Below are 22,982 nucleotides of genomic sequence, written 5' to 3'. Positions count from 1 at the left end.
GCAGCACCGGGCGGCAGATGCCGGCACCGGAGATGAAACCGTTCAAGAGTGATCCGCGACACCGGACATGACCAACGAGACCTCCGAGACCGAAACCGTACAGCTGTCCCTTCGGGAAGCGGACACGCCGAGCAGCAAACTGCAGGTTTTCAGCGCAGACGAGCCGCTGGAGCTGGACGCCGGGACAAGCCTTGCCCCCTGGCAGATCGCATATGAGACCTACGGCACATTGAATGCCGGCAAGTCCAACGCGGTTTTGATCTGCCACGCGCTGACGGGCGATCAATATGTCGCCTCCACCAATCCGATCACCGGGAAGTCCGGCTGGTGGACCCGTATGGTCGGCCCCGGCTGCCCGATCGACACCAATCACTACTTTGTCATCTGTTCCAATGTTCTTGGCGGCTGCCTGGGCACGACAGGACCTGCGACGACCAATCCGGCGACGGGCAAACCCTATGCGCTGGAAATGCCCGTCGTTACCATCCGCGATATGGTCCGGGCGCAGGCCCGTCTGATCGACAAGCTGGGCATCGACACGCTTTTCGCAGTGGTCGGCGGCTCCATGGGCGGCATGCAGGTGCTGCAATGGGCTGCGAGCTACCCGGAGCGGGTCTTTGCTGCCGTTCCGATTGCCACCGGCGCGCGCCACTCGTCCCAGAACATCGCGTTCCACGAGGTTGGCCGGCAGGCAATCATGGCCGACCCGATGTGGGAAGGCGGGAGCTATATTTCCGCGGGCACCCGGCCGACCAAAGGCCTGGCCGTTGCACGCATGGCAGCGCATATCACCTATATGTCGGATGAGTCCCTGCATCAGAAGTTCGGGCGGAACCTGCAGGACCGGGAAACACTGACATTCGGGTTCGACGCGGATTTCCAGATCGAGAGCTATCTGCGCCATCAGGGGATGACTTTCGTCGACCGCTTCGACGCCAATTCCTATCTCTATGTCACCCGCGCGATGGACTATTTCGATCTTGCGGGACAATTCGGCGGCTCTCTCGCCAATGCGTTCAAAGGCAGCCGGACCCGCTTCTGCATCATGTCCTTCACTTCCGACTGGCTGTTCCCAACGTCGGAAAGCCGGGCAGTCGTCAAGGCGCTGAACGCAGCGGCAGCCAACGTGTCTTTCGTCGAAATCGACTGCGACCGTGGCCACGATTCCTTCCTGCTCGATGTGCCCGAGATGTATTCCACCATCCGGGGCTTCATCACCGGATCGGCCATCGCCCGCGGCATTCCTGTTCCTGGAGGCAGCAACTGAGATGATCTCCCTGCCAGCCAATCCCAACGGCCCCATCGTCCGGGGTGACCACCGGGTCGTTGCAGGCCTTGTGCCCCAGGGCGCACGCGTTCTGGACATCGGCTGCGAGGACGGCGCACTGCTGACCCTGCTGACGCATGAGCGCAATGTGGATGGCCGCGGCATCGAGCTGTCCCAGGACGGTGTGAACAAATGCGTGGCGCGCGGCCTGTCCGTGATCCAGGGCGACGCGGACACCGACCTGTCCGATTATCCGGACGATGCCTTTGACGTGGTGATCATGAGCCAGACGCTGCAGGCGACCCGCGATCCGAAAGGGGTCGTGGAACAACTGCTGCGGATCGGCCAGCAAGTGATCATCTCGATCCCGAATTTCGCCTATTGGCGCAACCGCATGCAGCTGCTTTTACGCGGGCGCATGCCGGTGACCAAGTATCTGCCCTATGAGTGGTACGATACGCCCAACATCCACTTCTGCTCCCTGCGCGACTTTGTCGAACTGACCAAGGAGCTGAATGCCACCGTGGAAACAGCGGTGGCACTGAGCGGGCAGGGCAACGAGATCCCGGTCAACGCGCCCTGGTGGGTCTGGAACATCCTGGCGGAGCAGGCGGTCTTCCTTCTGCGCCGCTAAACCGGTGTCTGGCCCCGGGTTCTGCGGATCGGCTTCATACCCGCGGCAGCCCCTTCCGGGATGAACAGGGGCTTGAGCACCCGCAAACCCCGCGCCTGTTCCACCGGAACTCCCCGGTAAACCCGCTTTTCCGCCTCCACGATCAGAACCCCGGCAAAGGCCGGCCACATGCGCCGTCCGATGCCCTCCCAGGTTCGCGCCGAGCGCAAGATGAACGGCGCCCGCGTTGGCGGAAGGTATAGCGCTGCATCCTGCTGAAGCACATCGAACTGGCAATTGCGCAGAAGATCGCGCAGCTGACCGCCGGAATAGGGCCGCCCATAACCAAAAGGGGAGGCTTCCGACTGGGACCACAGGCCGCGTCTGTTCGGCACCACGGCAATCAGGCGCCCGCCGGGCACCAGAACCCGCCATGCTTCGCGCAGGATGGCAGCAGGATCGGCAGCATGATCTAGCGCATGCACGACCATCACCCGGTCCACACTGGCATCGGAGAAGGGCAGATCCATCTCGTTGACCATGACCGCTGCATTGTCCGTTTCGCGCGGCCAGCCAACCGCACCTTGCTCGGCGGGCATGGCGGCAATGCAGCGTTCGGCACTGCCGAGATAGGGACGCATGAACGGGCCGGCATAGCCGATACCCAGCAACCGTTGTCCGTTCAGATCCGGCCAGATGGTACGGATGCGCCCCCCGATTAGAACACGCAACAAGCGCCCTACCGGTAAGTCATAGAAAGTTCTAAGGTCTGCAACGTCGAGAAACATGATCCATCCGCAAAGGGGCCGGGTGATTGAACCTTGATCCGGGGCCATGCGCAAGCCATTGCCACTTGCCCTCTTGGAGAAGCTTTGCGAAGCTGACGCCACTTTGGCGATTATATGAGGACGAACGAAAGCATGCCATCCGCACCGAATGTCCAAATCCGCCAGTTTCCCTGCCTTTCCGACAATTTCGGCCTGATTATCCACGACCCGGAAAGCGGCAAGACAATTGCGATCGACGTTCCGGATGCAGCGCCCTATCTCGCGGTTCTGGAAGAAACCGGCTGGAAACTGACAGATATTCTGATCACCCATCACCATTGGGATCACGTTCAGGGGCTGTCGGAACTGAAGACGGCGACGGGTGCCCGCGTGACGGGGCCCGAGAAGTCACGGCTCAAGATCGGCGGCTTGGACGCCTTCGTTGAGGACGGCGACCACACCCTCTCCGGCCCGCTGCGGGTGGAGGCGATTGCAACGCCCGGTCATACACTGGATCAGATTTCCTGGTATTTTCCGGAACTGAAAATCGCCCACACCGGGGACACCCTGTTCTCGCTCGGTTGCGGACGTGTGTTCGAGGGCGACATGGAAATGATGTGGGCATCCCTGTCCCGGCTGATCTCCAAGCTTCCGGAAGAAACGGCCATCTTCTGCGGCCACGAATACACGGCTTCCAACGCCCGCTTTGCGCTGACCCTTGAGCCTGACAACGAGGATCTTCAGGACCGTGTGAAGGAAGTGGAAGCCTTGCGGGCCGAGGGCAAGCCGACTTTGCCGACCACTATCGCGGAAGAACTGCTCACCAATCCTTTCCTGCGCCCCGGCAGTCCGGCGATCCGCAAGACCCTGGGTCTCGAAGACGCAAGCGATGCGGAAGTCTTCGCTGAAATCCGCAAGCGCAAGGACAACGCGTGACCCGCCCGGTTTCACGTGAATCCGCCGCCATCATTGCGGAACTCGGCATGCAGCCACACCCTGAGGGTGGCTATTATGCCGAGACATTCCGCGATGAGAAGACGGACGGGAACGGACGGGCGGCCTCCACTGCCATCTATTTCCTGCTGACAGAGGGCGAACTCTCCCGCTGGCACAAGGTGGATGCGGTCGAGACCTGGCATTGGTACGTCGGCAGCCCGCTGGAACTGTCAATCAGCCCGGATGGCGAGAGTAAGGAGATCATCCGGCTTGGCCCGGACATTCTGAATGGCGAGCGGCCTCAGGGGATCGTCCCGCGGGACGGCTGGCAGCAGGCGCGGTCTCTCGGCGCCTGGACTCTCGTCGGCTGCACCGTCGCCCCGGGCTTTCAGTTTGAAGGGTTCGAGATGGCCCCAGAAGGTTGGGAACCGGGCTGGGAGCAGGGCCAGCAATAGCCCGGTTCCGGCCCTTTTCCAAAAGCCGGGCAAGGTCTTCCGACTATTTCGGCAGAACGGCCCAATAGTCGAAATCGAGAATGACGTTCTCGGCATAGTTCCCAAGATCATCCTTGAGCGGGAAATCCACGCAGGGGCGGTTCTTCGTGGCAACGAGACGCAGGCGCAGGGCGCCAATGTCTGGACGGCCCTCGATTTCCGCCGTGTCCAGCACCTCCGACCAGGCAAAGACGGTATCACCCGCAAACAGTGGCGCCACGTGGCGGCCGCCGTTGATCCCAGCGATATGGAAGGCGCTACCAAGCCCGTTGAAGGACAGGGACCGGGCCAGAGAAATCACATGCCCGCCATAGATCAGCCGCTTGCCGAACCGGCCTTTGCCCTCGGTATACTGATTGAAATGAACCTTGGCCGTGTTCTGATAAAGACGCGTCGCCATCATGTGCTCGGCGTCTTCCACCGTCATGCCATCGACGTGATCGATCTTCTCGCCCTTGGCGTAGTCGGCAAACCGGTAAGGCGATCCGGCCAGATCATTGTCCCAATATTCCGTTTCCAGCATGGGCACCGCATTGCCCAGCGCCATCGGGTCAATGACAGAGGGCAGCTCGGGAACAAGGGCTTCAGGAGCCGGGGACTGGGGATCCCGCTTGTTGACCATCACCCAGCGCACATAGTCCAGCACCTCGGTGCCATCGGCCTTGTAGCCGGTGGAACGGACGTAGACGACGCCCGTCTTGCCGTTGGAGTTCTCCTTCTTGCCGATTACCTCGGAGACGGCGGAAAGCGTATCGCCCGGATAGACCGGGGCCAGGAAGCGCCCCCCCGCGTAGCCCAGATTGGCAACGGCATTTAAGGAGATTTCCGGCACTGTCTTGCCAAAGACGATATGGAAAACAAGCAGATCGTCCACCGGGGCCTGATCGTACCCCAAGCCCCAGGCAAGCGCGTCAGAGGATTGAACCGCAAAGCGGGTGCCATAAAGCGCCGTGTAAAGCGCCACATCCCCCACCGTCACGGTGCGCGGTGTCGCATGCCGGATCAGCTGGCCGACAAAGAAATCCTCGAAGAAATTACCCGGATTGGTCTTGCTCACACCTTCACTCCCACGCGCGGCCAGTTTCCCTGATTAAGCAGGTTGCACCGCACAAAGGCAAGGGAGACGAAAGGGGAAGCCTGCCGGAGAAAATCCCCTATGGCGTGTAGCCGATCCGGAATCCGCCCCAATGACGGCCCCGCACGAAAATTGGGGCGCTGATGTCCTTCATGGGAACGAGCTTCCCGCCCCCCATGTCACGTTGGTAGGTCTGAAGCAGCAGCGGCTCAGTATTCTTGGCAGAACGCATGCCGGTCCTGTCATCGAAATACCTGTGATTGCGGCAGTTCGCGATGTTCCAGGCCACGTCCTTGCCCTGCGGCTTGGAGACAGCACGGGTATTGGTCGAGACATACGCCGTATCGTCGATTGAGGCACACCATGCGATCCTTGGATCGCTGGCAACAATTTCCTCAATCAGGGGTGAGACATGGGTGTCGTTGAATTTTGAGAACCGGGCAAGATACTGAGGCGGATTGCTGCCCTGAATCAGGGTGTGTTTCCGGTCGAACAGGTCCGCTTCGGAGAGCTCCCCGCTGGCAATGGCCTGCGCGAACATATCGGAAACCCGCTTTGCCGCCTCTGCTGCTTTTTCAATGATGGCAGCTTCACTCTTGTTGGCCCCGCAAGTGGCCGTGAACAGCACGAACGCGTCCGTATCATCAGACACCCGGCGCATCGTTCTGGAAATTTCGGAAAGCCTCGTGCTGGACTGTGTCAGGCTGGAGGATACCGTGACGGACGTCTCCCGGAATTGCTGTGAGGTTTCCCGGACCTCGCCCATCTTATGGTCAATCGCCGAAGTAGTGGCTCCAATTACCTGAATGTCATGGGAAACCTTCTGCAGAATTTCCCCAAAGGTCGACGCATGCGTCTGGACCTTGTCCGCTGTTTCCCCGGTCTGCCTGCTGGTCTCGGAGAGGAGATCGAACCCTGACTTGATTTCGGTCAGCGAGGTTTCGATTTCAGAAGTTGCGGAAGCGGTCGATTGGGCAAGCTCCTTGACCTCGTTGGCAACCACCAGAAACCCGCGTCCCGCATCGCCGGCACGGGCGGCCTCAATCGACGCATTCAGTGCCAGGAGATTTGTTTGCCGGGCGATGTTGTTGATCGTGCTTGTGATCGTCCCGACCTTCCCCAGCACCGAACTGAGCTTCGCCATACGCTCTTCACCGGCCCGAACAGCTTCCAGCAACTCCGCAATTTCCCTGCGAGCCGCTTCAATCGTCGTCTGCGAGCCGCCAATCTCGGTCTGCGCATGATTGGAAATCGTCTCAGCTTCTGCAATCTGGGCTGAGATATCGAGCGTCGCCTTTTCAAGGTCCGCAAATCGATCAACCAGCTCCGAGAAATCCTGAACGTTACTGGTGAAGATGCCGGAGATCGATTGAACGTCATCGGCTGAAACGGCCACATCCAAACTGATCCGGCTGAGATTCGTGCCTATGGAGCCCATAGCCTCCAAGACAGAGGAGGAGGACCCCGCCGGGGGATGATCCTCGGTCTGTGACATCAAACTGCCTCCCGGAACCGATACTTCCCTGAACATTTGCAATTCTCTCAGTAAATGATCAGACAACAGTCCGCCAGACATATTGAGAATCCACTAACAATAGTTCAGGGGACAGCATGTACGATACGGACCTTAGTATCACACCCGGTCAGATAGCTTCCCATAGAAATTTATATTGCAATGCGGGATGAATTTACGGGAAATTGCATAGATACCAAAATAAACCAATCAGTAGTCTCTATGTTTGGCAAGTCTTTTCCCTACGGAAGAAATCACATCGAGAATTCTACGTATTCGGGTGTGGACTCATAAATTTGAAGGCAATGGTTTGAGCGAATTGGTTTGGATACAAGGCGCAAGGCTGCAGGAAGCCTTATGGCTTTCAAAGTCTTGCAACGCTGTAGCCGGACGAATTCGCCAAATCCATGCCGGACGCGCAACTGGCTGTGAAAGGCGGCGTTGAGCGTCTCAACCGGGCATAAAGCCCGCTTTTCGCCACTCGCCTCGCCTTTCGGTGCCAGTTGACGCGCCATTACCTTCAAATTTATGGGTCCACACCCTAGTCAAGCTGCCTTTTCAGCTCCAGCGGCAACAATCCGCACCACATCAGCCATGATGTCCGTGAGCTGGAAGTCCTTCGGGGTGTAAACAGCAGCAACACCGATGGCCTTGAGGCTGGCCGCGTCTTCATCGGGAATGATTCCTCCGACGACGACAGGCACATCCGTCAGGCCGGAAGCCCTCAGGCGGTCCATCACATCGCGGACAAGTGCCAGATGTGAGCCGGAAAGGATCGACAAGCCGATGACATGGACATCCTCTTCCAGCGCCGCATTGACGATCTGCGCCGGAGTGAGGCGGATCCCCTCGTAGACCACTTCCATGCCACAGTCGCGGGCGCGCACGGCGATCTGCTCGGCCCCGTTCGAATGACCATCGAGGCCGGGTTTTCCGACCAGGAATTTCAGCCGCCGCCCAAGCGTTCCGGACACGGCCTCGACCGCCTCGCGGACGGAAGACAGATCTCCTGCATCATCGCGAACCGACTGGCCGACCCCAGTCGGCGCACGGTATTCTCCAAAGACCTCGCGCAGAGTGCGGCCCCATTCGCCCGTCGTCACGCCGGCCTTTGCAGCGGCAATCGACGGCTCCATGATATTCCGGCCTTCGCTGGCCGCCTGCCGCAAATCCGCAAGAGCCGCGTCGACCGCAGCCTGATCCCGCGCCTCGCGCCAGGCCTTCACTTTCTCGACAGCCTCGCCCTCAACATGTTCAGAAACGGTCAGGATGCCGCCGTCCTCGCCTCCGGCGAGGGGAGAGGGTTCGCTTTCCGTCCATTTGTTCACGCCGACCACAATCTGTTCACCGGCCTCGATGGCGGCGAGACGGGCAGAATTGGACTCCACCAGCTTGCGTTTCATGTAGCTGGATTCAACCGCCGCAACAGCGCCGCCCATGGCATCGATCCGGGCAAGCTCTTCACGCGCCTCGATCTTCAGCTCTTCCACCTTGCGGGTAATTTCCGATGAGCCGTCGAAGATATCTGCATAGTCCAGAAGGTCCGTCTCATAGGCCACGATCTGCTGCATACGCAGGGACCATTGCTGATCAAACGGCCGTGGCAGGCCCAGCGCCTCGTTCCACGCCGGAAGCTGCACCGCGCGGGCGCGGGCATTCTTGGACAAAACCACCGCCAGCATCTCGATCAGGATCCGGTAGACGTTGTTCTCCGGCTGCGGTTCGGTGAGGCCAAGGGAATTCACCTGAACCCCGTAGCGGAAACGGCGGTATTTCTCGTCCTCGACGCCGTAGCGCTCCCGGCAGATCTCGTCCCAGAGTTCGGTGAACGCGCGCATCTTGCACATCTCGGTGATGAAGCGCATGCCCGCGTTGACGAAGAAGGAAATCCGGCCCACCGCAACAGGGAAGTCAGCCTCGGGAATGGCTCCGCTCGCCTTCAGACTGTCCAGAATCGCGATGGCCGTCGCCAAGGCATAAGAGAGCTCCTGAACCGGTGTCGCGCCTGCTTCCTGCAGATGATAGGAGCAGACATTCATCGGGTTCCACTTGGGCATATTGGAATATGTCCAGGCGATCACATCCGTTGTCAGCTTCAGCGACGGCGCGGGCGGGAAGACATAGGTCCCGCGGGACAGATATTCCTTGATGATGTCGTTCTGTGTCGTGCCGCTCAAAAGCTTCCGGTCAGCGCCCTGCTCATCGGCTGCGGCAGCATAAAGCGCCAGCAACCAGGGAGCTGTCGCGTTGATCGTCATGGAGGTGTTCATGCGCTCCAGGGGGATCTCGTGAAACAGCGCGCGCATGTCACCCAGATGCGCCACCGGCACGCCGACCTTACCGACTTCGCCCCGGGCGAGCAGATCATCCGGATCGTAGCCGGTCTGGGTTGGCAGATCGAAGGCAACGGAAAGGCCGGTCTGGCCCTTGGCCAGATTGGTCCGGTAGAGCCTGTTGGACTCTGACGCCGTCGAATGGCCCGCATAGGTACGGAAGATCCACGGGCGGTCCCGCTCAGCCTTCGGCTTATCCGGCGTCGTCATCAGTCTGCTCCCTCCTCGCAAAGACCGGAAGCGCGACCAGTGCCGCGTTGCTTCCCGCCTCTGGTTTCCTTCACCGGAAACCATGCCGTTTTCTCCAAGGCCTGAAAAGCCTTTTTATATGCAATGCAAAATGCCGCTTGGTCAAAAACGCAATATAAGCAATAGTCGTATAGATTTTCGCCTCTTTCAGCAGGATAGTTGCGCAGAGACGATGTGAATGCCGTTTCGGCGGCCTTTATAATTTTGCGTTGCAAAACAAAGCGCTGCGGCCGGTCAGGACGGAAAATGCACCGGTCCAGTACATCGGGAGGAGCACGAAATGACGTCAGCGGCCGAGGCCAACGATAACCGGACAGCGGAGACCGCTCCGATGAAAGACCTCTACGAATTGGGCGAAATTCCCCCTCTCGGTCATGTTCCCAAGAGCATGTATGCCTGGGCCATCCGCAGGGAGCGGCATGGTCCGCCGGAAGAGGCCATGCAACTGGAGGTAGTGCCAACATGGGAGATCGGCGACGACGAAGTTCTGGTCCTCGTGATGGCGGCGGGCGTCAACTACAACGGCATCTGGGCCGGACTTGGCGAGCCGATTTCCGTTTTTGACGTGCACAAGCAGCCTTACCACATAGCGGGTTCCGATGCCTCGGGCATCGTCTGGGCCGTCGGTTCCAAGGTCAAGCGCTGGAAGGTCGGTGACGAAGTCGTCATCCACTGTAACCAGGACGACGGCGACGATGAGGAATGCAACGGCGGCGATCCGATGTTCTCTCCCTCCCAGCGGATCTGGGGCTATGAGACGCCGGACGGCTCGTTCTCTCAGTTCTGCCGGGTTCAGGCCCGCCAGCTGATGCCGCGGCCGCAACATCTGACCTGGGAAGAAAGCGCCTGCTACACGCTGACGCTGGCCACCGCCTACCGGATGCTGTTCGGCCACCGGCCGCACATTCTGCGTCCGGGCGACAATGTTCTGGTCTGGGGCGCATCTGGCGGTCTTGGGGTTTTCGCGGTCCAGCTCTGTGCCGCAGCCGGCGCCAACGCCATCGGCGTGATTTCTGAGGAAGACAAGCGCGACTTCGTCATGAGCCTTGGCGCGAAAGGCGTGATCAACCGCAAGGACTTCACCTGCTGGGGTCAGCTTCCGAAGGTCAATTCCGAAGAATACAAGGCCTGGTTCAACGAAGTCCGCAAGTTCGGCAAGGCCATCTGGGACATCACCGGCAAGGGCGTCAACGTTGATATGGTGTTCGAGCACCCGGGAGAGGCGACCTTCCCGGTCTCGACCTTCGTGGTCAAACGCGGTGGCATGGTTGCGTTCTGCGCAGGAACCACCGGGTTCAACATCACCTTTGATGCCCGCTATGTCTGGATGCATCAGAAACGCATTCAGGGCTCTCACTTCGCTCATCTGAAACAGGCAGCCGCCGCCAACAAGCTGATGATCGAACGCCGGATAGACCCGTGCATGTCGGAAGTCTTCCCTTGGGATCAGATCCCAAAGGCCCACACCAAGATGTGGAAGAACCAGCATGCGCCGGGCAACATGGCCGTTCTGGTCAACTCGCCGGTCTCGGGCCTTCGAACTTTCGAAGACGTTCTGGACGCGTCCAAGCGCTGATCTGGAACATGTAAGCTCCCAGATGTCCGGGCCGGGATATCCCGCGCTGCGGACATGCCCCACTGGACCGGTTTCGCAAGGAACCGGTCCGACGGGGCTATTCACTCATGGCGAACATTCGCACCTGCTTGGAAAAGGAGGAGTGCTTCAATCCGAACAGATGATGCAGGATCGTATCCACGTCTGCTGAATAGAACGGTTTGCGCAGGAAGGCCTTGGCGCCGACCCGCTGGGCGGCCTTGTCCAGCAACTCGCTCATCTCTGTCGACATAAGCACCACGTCCGATCCGGCGGTATAGGCCGCCAGCTTTTCGGCCAGTTCTATGCCGTTCATGTTCGGCATGTTGAAGTCCGAGAAAACCAGCCGGTAAGGCCTCTTTTTCACCGCATCGATGGCGCTCGGACCATCCACGGCCTCGTCCACCTGCAAATCGAATATACTTTTCTGCAGCACCTTCATGACAATCCGGCGGACCGTGGCAGAATCGTCCACCACAAGCACCGGATAGGACATGCGGATTGCTTCATAAGTTTCAATGAGTTGCCGCACCTGGCCGTTGTTGAAGGGCTTGCTCAGATAATCATAGGCTCCAAAGCTCTTGAGCTTTTCCTGTGCCGCGTCAGACAGACGGTCGGACATGGAAACCGCAAAGGTCTTGGCCCCCATAACATGGATCGCCGCCATGACCTCAATGCCGTTGAGCTGAGGCATATTGATGTCGAGGAATGCAATATCAAATGGCTGTTTGCTGAGAAGCAAAACGGCCTGATGCCCGTCATGGGCAAAACAGATATCAAAATTCCTGCCAGTGAGTTTGAGGGCGCGCTCTACAAATTTGCAAACCGTCGTTGAGTCATCCGCAATGATGACACGGATAGGTACGTCTGCTTCGTCCAGCATTGTATGACCGGCACCTCTGCTTCCAAGCGTGGGGTCGACAACATCACACGAGACTTAAAATTTACTTCAACAAATGGCAGACCTGCCGTGGTTCTTGAGTGCCATCTTTCCGGCTATACACATGGATTGGTGCCATGCGCTGGTTTTGCCGCAATTTTGCTGCGATCCCTCGCGATGCCTGACCAATTCTTTCCGGAGGCCGCCCGCGTGATTCGCGTTTTTCATCCTTTGATGTCCCGCACTGTCCCAGTCATCGCAGGTTGCCTGATCACGGCAGCCTTGTTGAGCGGCTGTACAGAGACCAAACCCTCCCGGCCCAGCTTCTATAACTCCATGGCGCGGCCTGACGCCTCCATCGATCAGCAATCCGCCGCCTCGATGCTGTCCCTTTACCGGAAGAACAATGGCCTCGGCCCGTTGACGCCTGATCCGGAACTGACCGCCATTGCCAAGTCGCAAGCAGTTGCCATGGCCAAAGCCGGGTCCGTTTCGGCATCTCTCGGTGCAGACCAGAAGCTGACCGCCCGGATGGCCTCTATCGGCGAGCCGGGCACTGCCGCCGTCGAAAACGTCAGCGGCGGCTACCGGACCCTGGCCGAAGCTTTCTCAGGCTGGCGGGAATCCCCAAAGCACAATGCGGTCATGCTGGACAAAACCGGCACCCGCTTCGGTCTGGCGACCGCCTATTCGTCAACGGCCAAGCACAAGGTGTTCTGGTCGCTGATTGTTGCGGCTCCCAAGCCCTAGATCTTCGTGAAGGCAGGTGCCGCAACCGTCAAGCTGCGGCAGCCCGGCCTCTTGGCAGAGTCGGCGAAGGACGCTGCGCGCGCTGTCCCAGCCAGACACTGATCAGAACGATTGCCGCACCAGCTATCTGAGCTGGTGTAAGCGCCTGCCCGAGAATAACCCAGCCAAGGAAAACCGCGGTGACCGGGCTGAGAAAGCCAAGCGGGGCAACCGTTTGCGGCCCGAGCAGCGCAATGCCCCTGAACCAGAAGATATAGGTCACCGCTGCCCCGATCAGCCCGAGATAGGCGATGCCGAGGGCCGTTCCGGTGGTGAGGGGCGGGAGAGCCGCGCCGGATACAAGTGCAATTGGCACAAGCAAAAGACCTCCTGCCGTGAGTTGCCAGGCCGTGAAGGACAATGGCGAGACCGGCGGCTGCCATTTGCGCGTCAGCACAGATCCCAGGGCCATTGACAATGCCCCGGCAAACCCCGCTGCGATGCCCAGGGGGTCAAGTGTTGCGGAAGGCCCCAGAACAAGCAACCCGACACCTCCGGTCCCCAGAACCGCGGCCCCAACGGAGAGCGGTTTCAACTCTCCGCCAAGAACCAGCCGGGCCAGAATGACCACGATGAGAGGCTGTATGGCGCCCACGGTTGCCGCCACACCGCCGGGCAGACGGTAAGCCGCCAGAAACAGGAAGCTCCAGAAGAATGAGAAGTTCAGCGCCCCAAGGATCAGAACCCGCGGGATCCATATGCCGCCGGGCAGTTGCCGGGTGAGGGCAAGGAGCAGGAGACCCGGCGGCAGCGCCCGCAGCAAGGACACCATGACCGGGTCTGTCCCCGGCAGGAAGCTGGTGGCGACGATATAGGAACTGCCCCAGACCGCAGGGGCTGCGGCAGTCATCATGAGAAGCGCCGTACGGGACATTTCGAAACCTCATTTATCTTGACCTCAAGATAAATCGATAAATCTTGACGTCAAGATATTTTCCTTCCATCATCCCCTTATGGATCACGTCGATAAAATCATTGAGCAATGGCGCCGGGAACGGCCGGACCTCGACACACGTCCCATGGCCCTGATCGGACGCCTTGGCCGGATCAGAGCGCATCTCAGCCGGGAAATGGAAAAGACCTTCGCTTCCCATGGCCTGAACGCAGCAAATTTTGACATGCTGGCAACGCTCCGGCGTTCCGGACCGCCTTACCGGCTATCACCAGGCGCCTTGATGAGCACGACGATGGTCACCTCAGGCACCATGACAAACCGGATCGATCAGCTTGAAAAGGCAGGACTTGTCGAGCGCCGGAAAAACCCGGAGGACGGGCGCAGCATTGACATCCAGCTGACACCGGGGGGATTTGAGCTGATCGACGCAGCTCTTGCGGACCATTGCGCCACGCAGAAGAAGCTGGTCGAAGGGTTGAGCAGCGAGGATTTTAACGCCCTCGACGCCATCATGACCCGGTTTCTCGCGCAGTTCGAAGGAACGGGGCAGGACTGATCCGTCAGCGCGACCGTTCGCCCCGCAACCATTTCCGGAACTGGGACTTTGTCCCATAGAAAGTGTTCCGGTCGACATTGCCCTTGACGCCCCGCACGCGCCCTTCGGCTGTATACTGCCAGAAGACCCAGTCATCCCGGCCGATATAGGCGCGGGTCGGATGGGCGGCGACGGACCGCAGCCAGAATTCCTCGTTCTTCAATTCACCGACCATGCGGTCACGGTGGAAGTCGACTGAGGAGTAAATCACCGGGCGCTTGCCGTAATGCTTTTCCATTTCATCCAGGAAATGGCGCATGTCGCGCAGGATCACGTCCTTGTCCGGACGGTCGCGGCAGATCTTGGAGTGGCCATTCCACTCCATGTCCAGCACCAAGGGCAGGGCCGTCGGATCAACCGGCACGATCTGCTTCACCCAGGCGATCTGCTCTTCCACCGGGCGGCAGAAATAATAGAAGTGATAGGCACCGCGTGGAACGCCCGCCGCACGGGCATTGGTCCAGTTGGTCAGGAAGCGGTCGTCATAGTGGTCGCCGCCCTCGGTTGCCTTGATCCAGGCAAAGTGAACGCCACCCTTTTTCGCAGCATGCCAGTCAATGTCGCCCTGCCATTTCGACACGTCGATCCCGTGAATGGCATAGTCCTCCGGTGTTGGGTCCGGAAACTCGTAGACCGAACAAGAGGAGAGAAACAAGAGACTGGCAAAGGCGCAAAACTGACGCAGAACTTCAAACACAACCACACTCGCCGGGTTAACGGAACGCGCAAAAGATGGCTCAAATTGTCGAAAATTTCTTAACGGATGGTGCAGATCTCATGCAGATCGCGAAAAGGTGAAGAGCATTAAGCATCTCTCCACAAGCACCGTTTGAAAAAGCCCTTTATCGCCAGTGGGCTGGCACGGACCCTTTGTTTCCGGAAAATTTATCGAGACCCCATCGTCTTTGCCTTTCCCGGCAAAGGGGGTCTGGAAAGGCGCAAACAAACAGCCTAAGACTTGTTACCTGTTGCCCGCCCTGCGCTCACCCACTCCAGACCATCGCGAGACTCCATGACCGACCGCCTGACCCTTGCCACCTGGAACATCAACTCGGTGCGTCTCAGGATGCCGATCGTGGAAAAGTTTCTGGAAGAGATCGCCCCCGACGTCCTGTGCCTGCAGGAAACCAAATGCCCGGACGCGAACTTCCCCTTCAATGCCTTCCGCAAGGCCGGATATGAGCACATCGAGATCAACGGCCAGAAGGGTTACCATGGAGTCGCGACCGTCTCGCGCCGTCCGCTGGCAAACGTCGAAAAACGCGGCTTTTGCGACATGGGCGACTCCCGTCACCTTGCTGCAGACATCGCCTTCAACGGGTCTCCGCTGCGCCTGCATAATTTCTACGTCCCTGCAGGCGGTGATGAGCCGGACAGGGAGATCAATCCGAAGTTCGGCCACAAGCTGGATTTCTTCGCTGAGATGAAAAACTGGCTTCAGGGAACCGAAACGGACAAGGCAGCGGTGCTCGTTGGTGATCTGAACGTCGCGCCTTATGAGCACGATGTCTGGTCTCACAAGGCCTTGCTCAAGGTTGTCAGCCACACCCCTCTCGAATGCGAACTGTTTGAGGATGTCCGCACTACGGGCAAGTGGATCGACGCCATGCGGCGCTTCACCCCACTCGATGACAAGCTCTACACCTGGTGGAGCTACCGTGCCAAGGACTGGTCCGCAGCGGACAAAGGCCGCCGCCTGGACCATGTCTGGGTCTCTCAGGCGCTGGATGGGCACATTAAGGGCACCCGTGTTCTCCGCGACGCCCGCGGTTGGGAAAAGCCGTCGGACCACGCGCCTGTCATCGCGGTTTTCGAGGCCTGATCAATCAAGTCAACGAGGGGAGGCAGTGTCAGGGCGTGACGATGACCTTGCCGCGGACCTTCCTCTCCGCGATCTCGTTCAAAGCCTCGGCGATTTTATCCAGCGGATAGACCGCATGGGTGCTGGGTTTCAGGCGGCCAGTCTGCACCCACTTCAGCAACCGGGCCATATTCTCCCGGTGCCCCAGCGGATCACGCGCCAGCGCTTCTCCCCAGAACACACCGCGCACATCGCACCCTTTCAGCATGATCAGGTTGAACGGCACCTGCGGGATCTCGCCGGAAGCGAAACCAACCACCAGATAGCGCCCCTCCCAGGACGTCGCCCGGAGCGCCTGTTCTGCCAGTTCGCCGCCAACCGGATCATAAACGACGTCAACCCCAGCGCCATGGGTCAGAGCCTTGAGCGTCTCCTTGAGGGGCTGGGTCGTGTAATCAACCAGGTGATGCGCACCGAGGGTCCTGGCATGGCAGAGCTTTTCGGAAGAGGACGCACAGGCAATGACGGTCGCTCCCATCAGCCGGGCAATTTCGACAGCCGCCTGACCGGCACCTCCAGACGCCCCCAGAACAGCAACGACCTCTCCGGGCTGCAAGTTGGCCCGGTCACGGAACGCATGGATTGCGGTGCCATACGTAACGGTCAGACCCGCTGCCGTTTCAAAACTGATGTCTTCGGGCAGGGGAACTATGTCATCCTCTCCGGCGGCGACAAACTGCCTTGCGGCCCCCCAGCGTTGATAACCCATCACCCGGTCACCCGGCGAGGCATAGTCGACCCGGCCACCGACGGCCTCGACAACGCCCGCAAACTCCCCGCCCGGGGAAAATGGCAGGTCAGGTTTGAACTGATATCTGCCCTGAATGATCAATGTATCGGCGAAGTTCAGGCCACATGCGGAAACGCGGACCAGGACCTCCTCATCACCAAGCACCGGCACCGGAATATCCTCGATCTGCAAGGTGTCCGGGGGGCCGTAGGATGAGCAGAGACAGGCTTTCAAGGGGGTCACTCCCAGTCGAAACATGTTCTGTGTGAAGTCCTACCAGCGCCAATCCTCTCAGGAAAGCGAATATAGTTTTCCCTTTCTATCCCGGGGGCCGGTTGCGGATCCCACCTCCCGCCGATATGTACCCTGCCATCCATAAAAGACGCCCGGAAAGGAACAATCGGATGAGAGGATATTTCGCAGTGGGGGCAGAGGGCCTCTCCAAACGAATGAACCTCGGCAACCTGATGCGTTCCGCACATGCCTTCGGCGCCAATTTCTTCTTCACCGTGGATGCTGGCAATGAACTACGCCGGGCACCGGCCTCCGACACGTCCAAGAGCCCGGGCCATCTGCCGCTGTTCTCATGGGATTCCGTCGATGCGATGGATCTGCCCCGCGGATGTCAGGTCGTCGGCATCGAGCTGACTGACGACGCCATCGACCTGCCAAGCTTCGGTCACCCGTTGCAGGCAGCTTATGTGCTGGGGCCGGAACGGGGCTCGCTATCGAAGGCGATGCTGGCCCGCTGTGACCACGTGGTGAAGATCCCGACGAAATTCTGCATCAATGTCGCCATGGCGGGAGCGATCGTCCTTTATGACCGCCACCGCGCCCTTGGGCGCTACGCGGACCGTCCGGTTGGAGCCGGCGCCCCCACAGAAGTGCCTCCGCAGCATGTCAGCGGCGGCCCGATCATGCGGCGTGGACGGATTGTTCCCGGACAGGGCAAGTAATCCGCACCGGTTCCCGGTCAGTCGATATCGATCGCCTGATCGGTTTCCAGCACTTGCCTCAGCCTTGAGAAGGCCAGCCGTATCCGCGATTTGACGGTTCCGAGCGGCAGACCCGTTTCATCAGCGATCTCGCTGTGGGACAGACCTCTGAAAAACGCAAGCCGGACGACAGCTTCCTGCTCCTCGGGCAGAGAAGACATGGCCGTCCGCACCCGCTGCTCCCTGACACGGGCATCCATCTCCACGGCAACATCCGGTCCTTCGGAAGGGTGAAGAGATGGATCCTCCGGATCGAGTGCTGCGGATTTCTGCCGGCGGAGGCGGTCTATGCGGCGGTTGCGGGCAATCCGGTAGAGCCAGGTGCTGGCGGACGCCTTGGCCGGATCGAACAAATCCGCCTTGCGCCAAAGTGTCACCATCACATCCTGGGCAATTTCCTCCGCTGCAGCGTCATCCGCACCCTGCTGCATGAGATAGCCTTTCAGGCGTGGTGCGAAATAGTCAAAGAGCTCGGAAAATGCGGCCTTGTCGCGATCGGCTGCAACCCTCGTGATAAGCTCCGAATGGTATTGAAGCAGGCTCACCTGTTTCCCTTAAATCGCTGCCGACAGCCTTATCTAATCGCCTTAGCCAGATTACGGAAGTCCCTGACGCCACACTGTCGCCTGATTTATCCTCAAACGGTCGCATCAATGAGAAATTGCAGCAAGAGCTGTATAAATTGTCCAGCTTCTGGCTGGTCTCAACCCTTTCGTAACCCGCTTTAAGTTATCATTAAAGCAAGGTTTATATGTCAGATGGCATTCGAACTGTCTTTGACAGGCAATCGCAAGCATAAACGGTGTGGAGATGATGCAAGCAAAAACGCTGATAGCGGCCTTTATCGGCCTGGTTTTGTCGAGTGCAGCGGCATTTGCTCAAACCCCGACGTTGCTTAAGCAGCAAAAGGACTGGGCAGCCTATACCCACTCAGGTGGCAGCGGGAAAGTGTGCTATGCACTGACCAAACCAACGCAGATGCTGCCGGGTGACCGGAACCACGGGGATGTCTTCTTCTTCGTCTCCACCCGCCCGAGCGAAGGTGTGACCAATGAGCCGAGCCTTCTGGTGGGATATCCGCTCAAGGAAAACTCCAACGTGACCGTGAACGTGGATGGCACGAATTTCTCGCTGTTCACCAAGAACGACGGTGCATGGGTCGAAAACGCAGCCACCGAAGAGCAGCTGATCGCAGCGATGCGCGCTGGCCGTGAAATGTCGATCAGTGCCCAGTCCAGCCGCGGCACCCAGACATCCTACAAGTTCTCGCTGTCGGGCGTTTCCGCAGCCATGGACACGGCTTCCGCAGCCTGCCGCTGACCGGATCAGCCTGAATTGTAACAAGGGCTGGCGCTTCGCCGGCCCTTTTGCATTTGCGGCATAGCTGCCGCCCAGGCAAGAAGCTTGATTTTTTGCCCTTTCTGTGGTTTTCAGCGGGGCAGAAAAGATGCCTGCGCGGCCAACTGGACCGGCGCGGATATGGCCCCGGCGTTTCATCAGGGCCGGCAAGCCAGATACACAACGGATCTCTAGAATGGCCATGACGCTCGATATCGCGCGGGACAACCCCAATGCGCCGTCCGTGACTGCATCCCGCCCGGAAGCAGCACAGCCCGCAAATGATCAGGCCCCAGCTGCCGTGATCGCGCCTGTCATGAGTGAAGACAAGCCGCCTCTGATCGGCCTGAGCCGGGAAGAGCTTGCGGATGCCATGGCCAGCATCGGCATTCCGGAAAAGCAGCGCCGCATGCGCGCGTCTCAGCTCTGGCACTGGCTCTATGTGCGCGGTGTGTCCGACTTTTCGCTGATGACCAACATCGCCAAGGATCTGCGCGCCAAGCTGGCAGAGGCTTTCTCCATTGCCCGGCCGGAAATCGTCAGCGAACTGATTTCTGTCGACGGCACCCGCAAGTGGCTCTTCCGTTTCCCCGCCCGTGGCGCTGGCCGCCCGGTCGAGGTCGAAACGGTCTACATTCCGGAAGAGGGCCGGGGAACGCTCTGCGTTTCGTCCCAGGTAGGCTGCACGCTGACCTGCACGTTCTGCCACACCGGCACGCAGCGCATGGTCCGGAACCTGACCTCGGAAGAAATCCTGGCCCAGGTCCTCATGGCCCGCGACCGGCTCGGCGATTTCCCGGACACCAGCACCCCCCAGGGCGCCATCGTTCCCTCCGAAGGGCGCATGGTCACCAATATCGTCATGATGGGCATGGGCGAGCCGCTGTATAATTTCGAGAACGTGAAAAAGGCGCTGCTGATTGCCTCTGACGGGGATGGCCTGTCCCTCTCCAAGCGCCGCATCACCCTGTCAACCTCCGGTGTCGTGCCGGAAATCGCCCGCACCGGCGATGAAATCGGCTGCATGCTCGCCATTTCGCTCCACGCGGTTCGCGATGATCTGCGCGATGTGCTGGTGCCGATCAACAAGAAGTGGCCGATCAGGGAGCTTCTGGACGCTTGCCGGGCCTATCCGGGCCTGTCCAACGCCAAGCGCATCACGTTCGAGTATGTGATGCTGAAAGGTGTAAACGACAGCAATCAGGACGCTCTCGACCTTGTCCGCCTGCTCAAGGGCATTCCGGCGAAGATCAACCTCATCCCCTTCAACCCCTGGCCGGGGTCTGAATATGAGTGTTCCGATTGGGACCGGATCGAGGAATTCGCGGACATCGTCAACCGTGCCGGTTACGCATCGCCGATCCGCACGCCCCGTGGCCGCGATATTTTCGCAGCCTGCGGCCAGCTGAAGTCCGCTTCCGAGCGCATGCGCAAGAAGGACCGGGATACAGGAACGGCTGCCTGATCCCGTGGCAACGAGAAAGCGGGGCCGGCTGACCAGCCTCGCGCACTTGCTTTGTGGGCTATGGCCTCTTTGCCCGGCGCAAGCGCCTGATCGATGACGGAGATCTCACCATCCGGTGAGACCCTTATGCGCATTGCGTGAGTTTCCGCGAGAATTTCTGATCAAAGCGTGAGTTGCGCGGATCGGATTTTGGAGCGAGCTTGGCGGAACGCTAGACATTTCCCGCCAATCCGTTTCCAGGGGCCAATATGACCGCAAGCTCTTCTCACCCGGCTTCCCGGCCGCTGTTTCCACCCTCCACACTTGCCACGCTCGTGACGGCAGTCCTCGCAGGTATTGCCGCCGATCTTCTCTGGGAGGTCTGGGCAAGGGGCATTACGCCTCACCTGGTGGGTGGTCCGCTGGAACCGGCAGCGCTGGTGCAATCCGTTTTCGGCCTTTCCAGCCGGACGCTGGCAGAGATCATTCACGGCGTCGTCGGCGTTGTGTTCTACCCGCTTGGATACTTGTTCATCGCCCGGCCCATTGCGCGTGTCGTAACGCCCTTCCTGCCCTGGTGGATCGTCGGTCTTGGCTTCGGCGCGGGGCTGTGGGTCTTTGCCCTCTACATCATGGCCCATCTCATCGCCGGACTGCCGCCTTTCCTCGGTTTCATTCCGCTCGCCTGGGCATCGCTGGCCGGCCACCTGATCTTCGGCCTGACCACGGCGGCAGTGGTGCGCTTGCGCAAGGCATGATCCGAGAAGGCTTCTGCAAATACAAAAAGGCCACCCAATGAGCGGCCAGAGGTTGATGACAAACCCAGGTCTCCAGGATTTTTCTCCGCGCCGTCCCGGCCTTGAGCCGGGACCTGTCTAAAAACCCTATTTCTTTCAATAGAATAAATAGGCAATAGATCCCGGATCTTCGCTTCGCTACGTCCGGGAAAGCGCGGTGGTGGGGTTTGTCAGCAGTCTGAGGCCACCCGGTTGGGCGGCCTTTTCAGTATTCACGCAGTAGCCGCCTCACCGCGGCTTGGCGACGATCTCGTGGGAGAGCTGGCCCAGCCAGGTCTCGGTGAGGACGTCATCGCCCTTCTTGAGATAGGCCCGCGCCTCGATTGGTTCGTGATCGAACACCTTGGTGTCGAACACCATCCGCCAGCGGTTCGTGCCGACCACCGGCAGGACATAGGGGTTGATCGCTTCCCCCTTTGACAGCTCGATGACCGGCGTAACGCCATCCGCCTGCGTCAGCCCCTCCAGAGAGGGCCCCTCGAACTCAACCACCATCTTGATCTGGTCCTGAGGCCGGGACTGGCCCGGAACGCCGCCCTGACCGCCGCGGGTCGCAACAACACGGGCGCCTGCGGGCGGCAGCGGATGAGCGTCCTTCCAGTACATCCGGTAGGCGAAGTGCTTTTCGCTGCCGGCGGCGGGAAGATCCTTCGGGATGAAATAGGCAACGATATTGTCGAAGATCTCGTCATCGGTCGGGATCTCGACCAGCTGAACAGCACCATCGCCAAAGGGCTGGGTTGGTTCGATCCAGACAGACGGGCGCTTGTTGTAGAAGACGCCGTCATCCTCGTAGTTTTCAAAAACCCGGTCACGCTGCGCAAGGCCGAAGCCTTTGACGTTGTTGGCGGAGAAGGTCGAGGTGCGCAGGGCGCGCGGGTTGTTCAGCGGACGCCAGATCTGTTCGCCCTCGGCACTGACAATAGCCAGCCCATCCGTGTCATGCACTTCGGGGCGCCAGTCCAGTCCGGTTGACCGGTTGGTCTCCGAGTACCAGTACATGCTGGTGAGCGGACCGATGCCCAGCCGCTCCACCGGAGCGCGGAAGAACAGGTGGCTGTCGATGTCCATAACCTGGCCTTCACCTTCCCGGTTGAGCATGGTCATCTTGTAGGCGCCAGCAACGGACGGGGAATCCATCAGAGCGTAGATCGTGATCGTTTCCTGGTCTGACTTTGGCGCTTCGAACCAGAAAGCCGTGAAACGCGGAAACTCTTCCGGCTTGGAGAGGCCCGTATCGATCGCAAGAGCGCGGGCCGATTGGCCATACTGATGGGACTGGCCGTCCGTGCGGAAATAGGCAGCGCCCAGGAACGAGATCCAGTCCGTCTTCAGGTCCGGACGCATGACGCGGAAGCCGGCAAAGCCGATGTCGGCCGGAAGATCGCGGGCCGGGCTGTCCTCGGGCATGTCGAAATAGGCAGGATTGTAGAGAATCTCGCGGGAATGACCGTCGGCAACCTCGTTCAGCTTCACCGGCAGCTTGAAGAACCGGCCGGTGTGGAAGAACTGAACCGGCACGCCCGGTGCAATATCGACTGTTTCTTCCGGCTTGAAGCGGATCTTCCAGTGAGCATCATAGTCGATTTTTTCAAGTGTTTCAGCCGCACGGACCTGCTGCTCCTTGTAGGGAGAGGCTGCCAGCTTGCGGGCTTCATCGATGACCGTGTCAAACGTGAAGGGGGTTGGCGTGCCGCGCAGGCCGGACAGAGCACCCGCATGAGCGGCGCTCGTCGCAAGGAAAGCGGCGAGGAAAAACAGACGGGAGAAAGAGACGCGCATGGATCACCCTTGGAGAACAAAGGCCCAGAAGCCGG

The 22,982-nt window shown here is 59.7% G+C and carries 22 protein-coding genes; 12 read left to right on the top strand and 10 right to left on the bottom strand.

Going from position 1 to position 22,982, the window contains the following annotated elements; all coding sequences use genetic code 11:
• Positions 1-67: 67 nt before the first annotated feature.
• On the top strand, positions 68-1,267 hold the full coding sequence (gene metX, locus IG616_RS08640) for a homoserine O-acetyltransferase MetX (RefSeq protein ID WP_192147747.1): 1,200 nt from the start codon (positions 68-70) through the stop codon (positions 1,265-1,267).
• Between the two features lies 1 nt (position 1,268).
• Positions 1,269-1,901 carry a methionine biosynthesis protein MetW gene (metW, locus tag IG616_RS08635; RefSeq protein ID WP_192147746.1) on the top strand — a complete coding sequence of 211 codons (633 nt, stop codon included), beginning with the start codon at positions 1,269-1,271 and terminating at the stop codon, positions 1,899-1,901.
• Here metW and IG616_RS08630 read toward each other — a convergent pair.
• Positions 1,898-2,668, bottom strand: a complete 771-nt coding sequence (locus IG616_RS08630; RefSeq protein ID WP_192147745.1) for a class I SAM-dependent methyltransferase — start codon at positions 2,666-2,668, stop codon at positions 1,898-1,900. The two genes, metW and IG616_RS08630, sit on opposite strands and share 4 nt — an antisense overlap.
• A 132-nt stretch (positions 2,669-2,800) precedes the next feature.
• Between IG616_RS08630 and gloB the strand changes: the two genes are divergently transcribed.
• Together gloB and IG616_RS08620 are read left to right on the top strand one after the other, a co-directional pair.
• A complete protein-coding gene (gene gloB, locus IG616_RS08625; protein WP_192147744.1) occupies positions 2,801-3,583 on the top strand; it encodes a hydroxyacylglutathione hydrolase in 783 nt (260 codons plus the stop codon).
• Positions 3,580-4,038, top strand: a complete 459-nt coding sequence (locus IG616_RS08620; protein ID WP_343072354.1) for a cupin domain-containing protein — start codon at positions 3,580-3,582, stop codon at positions 4,036-4,038. The genes gloB and IG616_RS08620 overlap by 4 nt, the downstream gene beginning before the upstream one ends.
• Positions 4,039-4,081: 43 nt before the next feature.
• On the opposite strand, the gene IG616_RS08615 is transcribed toward IG616_RS08620, so the two are convergent.
• The 3 genes from IG616_RS08615 to IG616_RS08605 all read right to left on the bottom strand — a co-directional run bounded on the left by IG616_RS08615 (position 4,082) and on the right by IG616_RS08605 (position 9,208).
• Positions 4,082-5,134, bottom strand: coding sequence for a MaoC/PaaZ C-terminal domain-containing protein (locus IG616_RS08615; protein WP_192147743.1), 1,053 nt, complete (start codon positions 5,132-5,134; stop codon positions 4,082-4,084).
• A gap of 97 nt (positions 5,135-5,231) precedes the next feature.
• Positions 5,232-6,647, bottom strand: a complete 1,416-nt coding sequence (locus IG616_RS08610) for a methyl-accepting chemotaxis protein (RefSeq protein WP_192147742.1) — start codon at positions 6,645-6,647, stop codon at positions 5,232-5,234.
• Between the two features lie 563 nt (positions 6,648-7,210).
• On the bottom strand, positions 7,211-9,208 hold the full coding sequence (locus IG616_RS08605) for a protein meaA (RefSeq protein WP_192147741.1): 1,998 nt from the start codon (positions 9,206-9,208) through the stop codon (positions 7,211-7,213).
• Between the two features lie 319 nt (positions 9,209-9,527).
• Between IG616_RS08605 and ccrA the strand changes: the two genes are divergently transcribed.
• Positions 9,528-10,823: a crotonyl-CoA carboxylase/reductase gene (gene ccrA / locus IG616_RS08600; RefSeq protein ID WP_192147740.1), complete on the top strand. Its 1,296-nt coding sequence runs from the start codon at positions 9,528-9,530 to the stop codon at positions 10,821-10,823.
• 97 nt (positions 10,824-10,920) lie between these two features.
• Here the strand turns inward: ccrA and IG616_RS08595 are convergent, their stop codons facing one another.
• On the bottom strand, positions 10,921-11,724 hold the full coding sequence (locus IG616_RS08595) for a response regulator (RefSeq protein ID WP_192147739.1): 804 nt from the start codon (positions 11,722-11,724) through the stop codon (positions 10,921-10,923).
• A gap of 207 nt (positions 11,725-11,931) precedes the next feature.
• Between IG616_RS08595 and IG616_RS08590 the strand changes: the two genes are divergently transcribed.
• Entirely contained in the window at positions 11,932-12,471 is a 540-nt protein-coding gene (locus IG616_RS08590) for a CAP domain-containing protein (protein ID WP_343072353.1), read from the top strand.
• A gap of 28 nt (positions 12,472-12,499) precedes the next feature.
• On the opposite strand, the gene IG616_RS08585 is transcribed toward IG616_RS08590, so the two are convergent.
• The gene (locus IG616_RS08585) at positions 12,500-13,384 is read right to left on the bottom strand and encodes an EamA family transporter (protein ID WP_192147738.1); all 885 of its coding nucleotides are present in this window, start codon (positions 13,382-13,384) and stop codon (positions 12,500-12,502) included.
• A 79-nt stretch (positions 13,385-13,463) separates the two neighbouring features.
• Between IG616_RS08585 and IG616_RS08580 the strand changes: the two genes are divergently transcribed.
• The gene (locus tag IG616_RS08580; RefSeq protein WP_192147737.1) at positions 13,464-13,961 is read left to right on the top strand and encodes a MarR family winged helix-turn-helix transcriptional regulator; all 498 of its coding nucleotides are present in this window, start codon (positions 13,464-13,466) and stop codon (positions 13,959-13,961) included.
• Positions 13,962-13,965: 4 nt separating this feature from the next.
• Here IG616_RS08580 and IG616_RS08575 read toward each other — a convergent pair whose 3' ends face one another.
• Positions 13,966-14,697, bottom strand: coding sequence for a GH25 family lysozyme (locus tag IG616_RS08575; RefSeq protein ID WP_192147736.1), 732 nt, complete (start codon positions 14,695-14,697; stop codon positions 13,966-13,968).
• 315 nt (positions 14,698-15,012) lie between these two features.
• Here IG616_RS08575 and xth point away from each other — a divergent pair, with 315 nt between their 5' ends.
• A complete protein-coding gene (gene xth, locus IG616_RS08570) occupies positions 15,013-15,822 on the top strand; it encodes an exodeoxyribonuclease III (protein WP_192147735.1) in 810 nt (269 codons plus the stop codon).
• 28 nt (positions 15,823-15,850) lie between these two features.
• Here xth and IG616_RS08565 read toward each other — a convergent pair whose 3' ends face one another.
• Positions 15,851-16,825, bottom strand: coding sequence for an NADPH:quinone oxidoreductase family protein (locus IG616_RS08565; RefSeq protein WP_209007405.1), 975 nt, complete (start codon positions 16,823-16,825; stop codon positions 15,851-15,853).
• Between the two features lie 170 nt (positions 16,826-16,995).
• Between IG616_RS08565 and IG616_RS08560 the strand changes: the two genes are divergently transcribed.
• Positions 16,996-17,547, top strand: coding sequence for an RNA methyltransferase (locus IG616_RS08560; protein WP_192147733.1), 552 nt, complete (start codon positions 16,996-16,998; stop codon positions 17,545-17,547).
• A gap of 17 nt (positions 17,548-17,564) precedes the next feature.
• On the opposite strand, the gene IG616_RS08555 is transcribed toward IG616_RS08560, so the two are convergent.
• Positions 17,565-18,131, bottom strand: a complete 567-nt coding sequence (locus tag IG616_RS08555; RefSeq protein ID WP_192147732.1) for a sigma-70 family RNA polymerase sigma factor — start codon at positions 18,129-18,131, stop codon at positions 17,565-17,567.
• A 265-nt stretch (positions 18,132-18,396) separates the two neighbouring features.
• Between IG616_RS08555 and IG616_RS08550 the strand changes: the two genes are divergently transcribed.
• From IG616_RS08550 to IG616_RS08540, 3 genes are all read left to right on the top strand, one after another.
• Positions 18,397-18,906: an invasion associated locus B family protein gene (locus tag IG616_RS08550; protein ID WP_192147731.1), complete on the top strand. Its 510-nt coding sequence runs from the start codon at positions 18,397-18,399 to the stop codon at positions 18,904-18,906.
• A 334-nt stretch (positions 18,907-19,240) separates the two neighbouring features.
• Complete coding sequence (gene rlmN, locus IG616_RS08545; protein WP_246476173.1) at positions 19,241-20,389, top strand: dual-specificity RNA methyltransferase RlmN; 1,149 nt, start codon at positions 19,241-19,243, stop codon at positions 20,387-20,389.
• A 248-nt stretch (positions 20,390-20,637) separates the two neighbouring features.
• Positions 20,638-21,126, top strand: coding sequence for a hypothetical protein (locus IG616_RS08540; protein WP_192147729.1), 489 nt, complete (start codon positions 20,638-20,640; stop codon positions 21,124-21,126).
• A gap of 267 nt (positions 21,127-21,393) precedes the next feature.
• Here IG616_RS08540 and IG616_RS08535 read toward each other — a convergent pair whose 3' ends face one another.
• Positions 21,394-22,947 (bottom strand): OpgD/OpgG family glucan biosynthesis protein, encoded by a 1,554-nt coding sequence (locus IG616_RS08535; protein ID WP_192147728.1) that lies wholly within the window; start codon positions 22,945-22,947, stop codon positions 21,394-21,396.
• Positions 22,948-22,982 lie beyond the last annotated feature (35 nt).

It is taken from the genome of Roseibium litorale (assembly GCF_014842915.1).
Lineage (GTDB): Bacteria > Pseudomonadota > Alphaproteobacteria > Rhizobiales > Stappiaceae > Roseibium > Roseibium litorale.
The sequence above is the reverse complement of the archived record's forward strand: the minus strand, read 5'-3'. Positions and strand labels throughout refer to the sequence as shown.